Here is a 1,170-nt window from a genome sequence, read left to right on the forward strand (position 1 = left end):
GCCCATTCACATCACGCCAGACATCGCCACCCTTCCCCAGAACGAAGAATGCGTCCGTCACCTGCTGGTACGCGTGACCGCTCCGCTGGCCGAGAGCGCTAACGAGCGTCCCGCGGCCAACCTGGCCCTCGTGCTCGATCGCTCCGGCTCGATGGACGGGCCCAAGATGCGCAGCGTCATCACCGCCGCAAAGAGCGCCATCTCGCGCCTCACCGAGCGCGATCGCTTCAGCGTGGTGACCTACGACGATCACATCGAGGTGCTCGTGCCCTCGACCCACGCCACGCCGCAGGCTCGCGCGAACGCCTGCCAGCGCATCGACACCATCCGCGCCGGCGGCAGCACCGATCTGTCGACGGGCTGGCTCACCGGCTGCCAGCAGGTGGCCGACCATCTCGACAAGCGAGACGTGGGGCGCGTTCTGCTGCTCACCGACGGCCTCGCCAACCGGGGCATCATGGACATCGAGGCCCTGCGCACCCACGCGGCCGAGCTGCGCGCCCGCGGCGTGACCACCTCGACCTTCGGCGTCGGCGCCGACTTCAACGAGGTGCTGCTGCGGCAGATGGCCGACGCCGGCGGCGGGAACTTCTACTTCATCGAGACCGCCCGCCAGATCGAGGACTACATCACCTCAGAGACCGGCGAGGCCCTCGAGATCACCGCCCGCGACGCCACCCTCGTGGTGCGCGTCCCCCGTGGGGTGAAGCTGCGCAGCCTCAGCAGACATACGGTCACACCCGCAAAGCAGGCGGTGCACCTCGACCTGGGCAACCTCGTGTCCGAGCAAGAGGTGGTGCTCGTGCTCGAGGCGCGCATCTCCGCTCGAGACCCCCGCTGCAGCCTGCTCATGCGCATGACCGACACCGACGGGCACATGGCCGACGATACCGCCCAGGTCGACCTCGAGCGCTCGAACACCCCCGCGGGGCACCCCGATGCAACGGTGGTCAATGCGTTCATCACCCTCATCGCCGACAATGCCCGCATCGAGGCCCTCGAGGCCATGCAGCATCACGATGTTGCGGGGGCGCGCGCACGGCTGCACGCGGCGATAGAGACCATCACGCCCTATGCGTCTCAGGTGGCTGAAGCCCGAAGCCTCATCGACGCGCTCACCCACGAGATGCACCGTCTCGAGCACTACTCGGCTCTCGATCGCAAGAAGAT

General features: G+C 67.9%; 1 protein-coding gene. It reads left to right on the top strand.

Going from position 1 to position 1,170, the window contains the following annotated elements; translation table 11 throughout:
* Window positions 1-4: 4 nt before the first annotated feature.
* Window positions 5-1,170, top strand: a 1,166-nt coding sequence (locus EB084_26115) for a VWA domain-containing protein (protein NDD31740.1), incomplete at its 3' end; no start/stop codon positions are given.

The sequence above is a fragment of the Pseudomonadota bacterium genome, from assembly GCA_010028905.1.
Taxonomy (GTDB): domain Bacteria; phylum Vulcanimicrobiota; class Xenobia; order RGZZ01; family RGZZ01; genus RGZZ01.